Source organism: Reyranella sp. (assembly GCF_050185545.1).
Classification (GTDB): Bacteria; Pseudomonadota; Alphaproteobacteria; order Reyranellales; family Reyranellaceae; genus Reyranella.
This window is the reverse complement of sequence record NZ_JBFWZI010000317.1, coordinates 1-5133: the sequence shown is the minus strand read 5'-3', so window position 1 is coordinate 5133 and position 5133 is coordinate 1. Positions and strand designations below refer to the sequence as shown.

At 66.9% G+C, this 5133-nt stretch carries 3 protein-coding genes and 1 pseudogene; 2 read left to right on the top strand and 2 right to left on the bottom strand.

Annotated elements, in window-relative coordinates; all coding sequences use genetic code 11:
- Positions 1-347 precede the first annotated feature (347 nt).
- Both AB7O82_RS37135 and AB7O82_RS37130 read left to right on the top strand, forming a co-directional pair.
- Complete coding sequence (locus tag AB7O82_RS37135) at positions 348-1778, top strand: LLM class flavin-dependent oxidoreductase (protein WP_428621794.1); 1431 nt, start codon at positions 348-350, stop codon at positions 1776-1778.
- A 438-nt stretch (positions 1779-2216) separates the two neighbouring features.
- On the top strand, positions 2217-3338 hold the full coding sequence (locus AB7O82_RS37130) for an amidohydrolase family protein (protein WP_428553432.1): 1122 nt from the start codon (positions 2217-2219) through the stop codon (positions 3336-3338).
- Between the two features lie 20 nt (positions 3339-3358).
- Here the strand turns inward: AB7O82_RS37130 and AB7O82_RS37125 are convergent, their stop codons facing one another.
- Both AB7O82_RS37125 and AB7O82_RS37120 read right to left on the bottom strand, forming a co-directional pair.
- The gene (locus AB7O82_RS37125) at positions 3359-4342 is read right to left on the bottom strand and encodes an ABC transporter substrate-binding protein (protein WP_428553436.1); all 984 of its coding nucleotides are present in this window, start codon (positions 4340-4342) and stop codon (positions 3359-3361) included.
- Between the two features lie 321 nt (positions 4343-4663).
- Positions 4664-5133: pseudogene (locus tag AB7O82_RS37120) on the bottom strand (FAD-dependent monooxygenase); the annotation flags it as partial.

The window sequence follows — 5133 nt, the reverse complement described above, 5'->3', positions numbered from 1 at the left end:
AAAAATCGCGGCTTCTCGCGAGATCTCATCTCCTCCCCAGCTTCGCTGGGAGGTGTCACCGTCATACGGCGACGGAGGGGTCATTATTCTTCTTGGACCGCGGGCGTCCCGCCCGCTCATGGATCATGATCATGAGCGGGCGGGACGCCCGCGGTCCAAAAGACCTTGACCCCTCCGCCTGCCTGCGCGAAGCCGAAGCGGCTTCGCTTCGGCGAAGGCAGGTCGCCTTACGATGGCGACACCTCCCCAACGAAGTTGGGGAGGAGAACGACCTGCGAAATCTCCTTCCACCGCGCCATTGCATTGGGGGGATTTGCGGGCATGCTGGCCTTCAGGAGGACTGGCCCATGAAGTTCGGCATTTTCTACGAGCTGCAGCTGCCGCGGCCCTGGCAGGCGGGCGACGAGCACCGGCTCTACCAGAATGCCCTGGAGCAGATCGAGCTCGCCGATCGGCTCGGCTACGACCATGCCTGGCAGGTCGAGCACCACTTCCTCGAGGAATACTCCCATTCGCCGGCGCCGGAATCCTTCCTGGCCGCGGCGAGCCAGCGGACGAAGCAGATCCGGCTCGGCCACGGCATCGTCCAGCTCACCACCAACCATCCGGCGCGGGTCGCCGAGCGCATCGCGACCCTCGACCTCCTGTCGAACGGCCGCTGCGAAATGGGCATGGGCGAGAGCGCCTCGATCACCGAGCTCGAGCCGTTCGGCGTCAACATGGACAACAAGCGCGAGATCTTCGAGGAAGCGGTGCGGGCGATCATGCCGATGTTCGGCGACGCTCCGACCGAGCACCAGGGCAAGTACTTCAACATGCCGCTGCGCCAGGTGGTGCCGAAGCCGCTGCAAAAGCCGCATCCACCGCTGTGGGTCGCCTGCTCCCAGCTCGAGACGCTGGCCAAGTGCGGCGAATGGGGCATGGGCGCGCTGGGCTTCCAGTTCGTCTCCGCCGACGCAGCCTATGCCTGGGTGCACGCCTACTACAACGCCTTCGTCAAGCGGCAGAAGAAGCTCGCCGACTACCGCACCAACCCGAACATCGCGCTGGTCTCCTTCTTCATGTGCGCCAAGACCGACGAGGAAGCCCGCGAGCGCGCCGACGGCGACACCTTCTTCCAATTCTCGCTGCGCTTCTACGGCCAGTCGGCCGGCCGCCGGCGGCCGCCCGCCGGCACCGTCAACATGTGGGACGAGTACAATGCGTGGAAGAAGGCCAACCCCGACCTGCACGCAGCGGCCCTGCGCGGCGGCCTGATCGGCTCGCCGGAAACCATCCGCCGCAAGCTGCGCCGCTTCCAGTCGTCGAACATCGACCAGGTGGTGCTGCTCAACCAGGCCGGCAAGAACACCCACGAGCACATCTGCGAATCGCTGGAGCTGTTCGCCAGGGAAGTGATGCCCGAGTTCCAGGCGGCGCATCCCGAGCTGCTGAAATGGAAGGAGCGGGTGCTGAACCGCGAGATCGAGCTCGAGGAGATCGACACCACCGCCTTCACCGACCGCTACGGCGGGGCGATGAAGCAGATGGGCCCGGACGCCGCGAGGGCGCCGGCGGCCGAATACGATCTCGTGGACCGGGGGCGTCTGGCCCGCTCTTCTCGTGAGGGGGCGCGACGCCCGCGGTCCACGAGGGTCGCGCCCCTTCGCTACGTGTCGGCATCTTGGCCGCGGCTGCACGCTCCCGGGATGGCAGGCTGCTTGTCTTCCCCAGCCCGGCCGCGGTCGGCGACACGATCCTGTTTGAGATCGACAATGAGCACGCCCTGCGCCTGGTGACGCACGATGCGCCGACCGGACTTCGGCCGCGTACGGCCCTGGAGAAAGAAGCAATCGAGGTGCTGTTCGAGCTCAAGGTCCAGCATGGGAACCCGGCACGTCAAGGGCCACAGCGGCCGGGCGCGTCGCGACCGGTTCGGCGTGAACGAGCTGTGTGACCGCCTCGCCAGGAAGCACATGCTCGAGGCCCGGCAGCGCGCCGAGACTGTGCGGGCGCTGGAAGCGGACCATCGTCCCAGGCGTCGGCGGAAGCGCAGGCAATAGTCGCCCGCGGGCCGGGACCGCTTCCTCGACCGAGGATGCCACACAGGCGCCGCATGCCCCGTCTGCAAGGCGAACCGGCGCGCGACTGACCGGGACAAAAACTGTTGTCATCCCGCGCGGAGCGAGGGACCCTTGCCGGGCTGGCGCAGTTCGAAGACGCCCGACGGAGGGAACATGAGCCGCAGCTACAACGTGATCGACGCCGATGGACACGTGCTGGAGCCGTTCACGCTCTGGGACGACTACATGGATCCGGCTTATCGCGAGCGCGCTCCCAAGCTCGTCAAGGACGAGAACGGCAAGGAACGCCTGCTGCTGGAAGACAAGATCCTGGGCAGCAAGGCCGGGTTCGGCGGCATCGGCGGAGTCGGCGCCCGCCAGGGAGTCGTCCAGGCCAATGCGATGGATTACAAGGACGGTCGCAAGGGCGGCTTCGATCCGCACGCGCGCATTCCCGACATGGACCTCGACGGCATCGACGCCGCCTTCCTCTATCCCAGTCTGGGGCTGTTCGCAGGCGCGGTCGCCGATCCCGCCTTCGCCGCCGCGATGTGCCGGGCCTACAACCGCTGGCTCGCCGACTACTGCAAGCCCTATCCCGACCGGCTGTTCGGCATCGCCATGCTGCCGCTGCAGTCTATCGACGCGGCGATCGGCGAAATGCGGTTCGCCCGCAAGGAGCTGGGCTTCCGCGGCGGCTTCCTGCGACCCAATCCCTACGCCGACCGCCTGCTGCATTCGCCCGAGTACGAGCCGTTCTGGCGCGAAGCCGAGGAGCTCGACTTCTGCATCGGCCTGCACGAAGGCGGCAACAGTGGCATGCCGACGGTCGGCGTCGACCGCTTCGACGGTCGCGGCGCGCAGCACATCATTTCCCACACGATGGAGATGATGCTCGCCGCGATGAGCATGATCTGGGGCGGCGTCTGCGAACGGCATCCGAAGCTGCGCGTCGCCTTCCTCGAATCGGGCGGCGGCTGGATCGCGCCATGGCTCGACCGCATGGACCGCCATTTCGACGACCAGGGTTTCAACGACTCCGGCCTGAAGAACCGGCCGAGCGACATATTCCGGCGCAACTGCTGGATCTCCTTCGAGCCGGTCGAAGGTTCACTCGGCTCCCTCGCCGAGTATATCGGCCCGCACAAGATCCTGTGGGCGACCGACTATCCGCACCGCGACGGCTTCTTCCCGGGGGCGCCCGACATGATGCGCGAGCGCATGAAAGGCCTGTCGCCCGAGTCGCAGCACAAGGTCATGGCCGGCGGCGCCATGCAGTTCTACGGATTGAACTGAAGGATTCGGCGGGCCGGCTGTCACTCGATCACGTCATCGGCCTGCACCAGCAAGCGAGGTGGCACGACCACGCCGAGCCGCTTCGCTGTCCGCATGTTGACGACGAGCTCGAACTTGTCGGGCAGCTGGATCGGCAGATCGGCCGGTTTTTCACCCTTGAGAATCCGGTCGACGTAGCCTGCGGCGCGGCGAAACAGATCCGGAATGTCGGCGCCATAGCTGAAAAGAGCGCCGGCCCGCGCGAACTCGTTCCACTCGCCGACGACGGCAATGCCTGCATCCGCCCCTGTTCGGCAGATCTCCTTCATCAATGTAACGGTCATGAAGTCGCGAACGACGATCAGGCCGGTACCGCCGGCGTCGCGCAGCTGCCGGATGTTCTTGTCGAGCTGCTCGGGCGATGCCGAAGACAGGGACATTCGGACAGGACGCAGGCCCTGCCTCGCGGCATCCGCCATGGTCTGCTCGCCCCAGGCGCTGAAGGTCGGGTCGGTGCCGTTGTGCAGGATGCCGACCACGGTCATGCGGGGCAGCATCTCCCTGACGAGCTGCAGCCGCTTGGCCGACATCTCCTCGCCAAAGGTCGAGAAGCCGGTGACGGTGCCGCCCGGCCGCGCATGACTGGCGAACATGCTGCTGTCGGTTCGATCCGCGGGCAGAGCCACGGCCACGACCGGGATCCTGGTCAGACGCAGAAGCGCCCGCGTGGCTGCCGGCCCTGGCGACAGGAAAACGTCGACCGGCATGGCGATCAATTCTGCGATCTGCTCATGGCCTCGGGCGATGTCGCCGTCGGAGCTGCGCGCCTCGACGACGATGTTCTGTCCCTCGATCAGGCCGTGCTCGCGCAAGGCCCCGCGAAAGGCGTTCAAGGTACGGTTGTCGGCCAGGAGCGAGGCAAATCCGACATATCCCACGATCGGCAGGCGCGCCGGGCGTTGGGACAGTGCCGGCCCGGGGCACGCCAAGGCTGCCGAACCGATCAGGACATATCGTCGCCTCATGACGGGACGATATCAGATCGCGCGTCGGTGACGCGACCCAACAAGACAGGCCGATGAAGGAACTCATGGCTGTGACCGCGCCACCAACAAGAAACTGGGGCGGACCTTCGTCTTCTGGACCGCGGGCGTCACGCCCCCACATGAGAAGAGCGGGCGAGACGCCCGCGTCCGGAAGAGCTCGAAAGTCGTTTCACCGCGGTGGGTCGGCCCGGCGGCCGATGGCACTCCAGTGGCGCATTCAGCGATTGCGACAGGCGAAGAGGCGCCACCTACGGCGGAGTTTACTCCGCCTCTTGTGGCGCGGTCCCGGCACCTGATCTCTCAGCCCGCACTTGCCGCGGCTGGTCTCGTCTCGGCGACGCCTGCGCCACTCCCCTCGGCCGCCCAGCCCGTGGCGAGCGCGGCGAGGCGCACCGGATCGTCCGGCGCCGCATCGCCGCGCCACACGATATGCAGGTCGGGCCGCAGCAGGAACAGGCTCGCGCCATAGACACCGCGCACGCGCGGCTCGTCGCGGCGAATGACTTTTAGCGGAGCGCCGCGCGCGCGGAAGGCAGCCTCCAGCGCGACGGCATCGGCGTCGCCCTTCAAATCGAGCAGGGTGTAGTCATCGCCCAGGATGTCCTGCATCGCCTGGCCGTCGGCCAGCCACATGTGCGGGATACGGGCGCCGGGGACCGCCTTGGGATCGTAGCGACTGGTTTCCCATTCGGCCGCGTTGCCCGGCTCGTCGACGATCAGCGGCGAGCCGGCATAGGAATAGCCCGCCTCGACGCCGACCATGCCGTGCA

What these genes read in the sequence shown, in the direction of transcription:
- AB7O82_RS37135 (WP_428621794.1), top strand. Translation starts at nt 348, where the DNA reads ATGAAGTTCGGCATTTTCTACGAGCTGCAGCTGCCGCGGCCCTGGCAG.
- AB7O82_RS37130 (WP_428553432.1), top strand. Translation starts at nt 2,217, where the DNA reads ATGAGCCGCAGCTACAACGTGATCGACGCCGATGGACACGTGCTGGAG.
- AB7O82_RS37125 (WP_428553436.1), bottom strand. Translation starts at nt 4,342, where the DNA reads ATGAGGCGACGATATGTCCTGATCGGTTCGGCAGCCTTGGCGTGCCCC.